The organism is Mesorhizobium sp. M7A.F.Ca.CA.004.06.1.1 (assembly GCF_003999135.1).
Taxonomy (GTDB): domain Bacteria; phylum Pseudomonadota; class Alphaproteobacteria; order Rhizobiales; family Rhizobiaceae; genus Mesorhizobium.
In genome coordinates this window covers 1-1,723 of the sequence record NZ_RZPQ01001000.1, presented here as the reverse complement: position 1 = coordinate 1,723, position 1,723 = coordinate 1, and the positions used below count along the sequence as shown (strand labels likewise).

At 61.8% G+C, this 1,723-nt stretch carries 1 protein-coding gene and 1 pseudogene; both read right to left on the bottom strand.

What is annotated here, in order from left to right:
• A partial coding sequence (gene topA, locus EN906_RS33150; RefSeq protein ID WP_127375724.1) for a type I DNA topoisomerase occupies nucleotides 1–1,147 on the bottom strand: 1,147 nt, incomplete at its 3' end.
• A gap of 368 nt (nucleotides 1,148–1,515) precedes the next feature.
• Nucleotides 1,516–1,723, bottom strand: a pseudogene (locus tag EN906_RS33145) (hypothetical protein); the annotation flags it as partial.

Below are 1,723 nucleotides of genomic sequence, written 5' to 3'. Positions count from 1 at the left end.
GCTTCCAGATCAGCTCATAGAGTCGCATCTGGTCGGAATCGAGATATTGCCTGACCGATGCCGGGGTGCGCATGAAATCCGTCGGGCGGATCGCTTCGTGCGCTTCCTGGGCGTTCTTGGCCTTGGCGGTATACTGGCGCGGCTTTTCCGGCAGGTATTTTGCGCCGAATTCCTTGGCAATGGCGTCGCGTGCGGCGTCGATCGCCTCGGGTGCCATCTGCACGCCGTCGGTTCGCATATAGGTGATGAGACCTGTGGTCTCGCCGCCGATCTCCATGCCTTCATAGAGCCGTTGCGCCACCTGCATGGTGCGGCTGGCCGAGAAGCCCAGGCCCGATGAGGCGGCCTGCTGCAGCGTCGAAGTGGTGAAGGGCGGGCCGGGATTGCGCTTGGTCGGCTTGGCTTCGACCGACACCGCCTTGAAGGTCGCGCCTTCGAGCATCGACTTGATGTCGTCGGCCTGCGCCTTGTTGGAAATGTCGAGCTTTTGCAGCTTCTTGCGATCGAAGGCAGTCAGCCGCGCTTCGAAATTCTCGTTGCGCGGCGTGCCCAGCAGTGCAGCGATCTGCCAGTATTCCTCGCGGAGGAAGCGCTCTATTTCGGATTCGCGGTCGCAGACGAGACGCAGCGCAACCGACTGGACGCGGCCGGCCGAGCGGGCGCCCGGCAGCTTGCGCCACAGCACCGGCGACAGCGTGAAGCCGACGAGATAATCCAGCGCCCGGCGGGCGAGATAGGCATCGACCAGCGGCGCATCGATCTGGCGCGGATTGGCCATCGCCTCCAGCACCGACGATTTGGTGATGGCGTTGAAGACGACGCGGCTGACCGGCTTGTCCTTCAGCGCGCGCTTCTGCTTCAGCACCTCCAGCACATGCCAGGAGATGGCTTCACCTTCGCGATCCGGGTCGGTGGCGAGGATCAGGCCATCGGCATCCTTGACCGCCTTGGCGATGTCGGCGAGTCGCTTGCCCGAGGCGGTGTCGACCGCCCAGGACATGGCGAAATCCTCATCCGGACGCACCGAGCCGTCCTTGGCCGGCAAATCCCTGATATGGCCGAACGAGGCCAGAACCTTGTAGTTCTTGCCGAGATATTTGTTGATTGTCTTCGCCTTGGCCGGCGATTCGACGACGACGACGTCCATGAGGTCTCATATCAGCTGTGGTGCGGCAGAAGAATTCCGCTGCGCGCGACGAAATCTCGTTCTATTTGTCGCTCACATGGCCGCGCTTTTGCATCCGGTCAAGGGGAAGCGCCCAAATTGCGGGCCGGCCCGCGGCAATACACTCTTAGAGTGTATGGAGAAAATCACAGAATTTGGGAAAGGGAGATGGTGGTCTCAAGTCAGCGGAAACGACTGGTTTTCATTTTCGCCGAGTCGCGGAAAGCTGCTGGAGCAGTGGCATCGGGGCGACGCCAGTGGCAAATTGATCGACGCTGGCCGCCGGCTGCATAGAGCGATGCCTGGCGACCAGCCTTGTTCCGCCATCAGGCGTGAATGTATTGAGTATCTTAGTCGGCCTTGACGATATGCCAGACTTCGCCGACGCCGTCGCCGGTCACATCGCCGGGCTTCTCGTCCTTGATGAAGGTGTAGACCGGCTTGCCGTCATAGGCCCACATCTTGGTGCCGTCGGTGCGGTCGACAACGGTCCATTCGTCGTCCGCCTTGGCGCCGGCTTCGGCTTTCAGCGGCGGCCAGTTGGTGGCGCATTTGTCG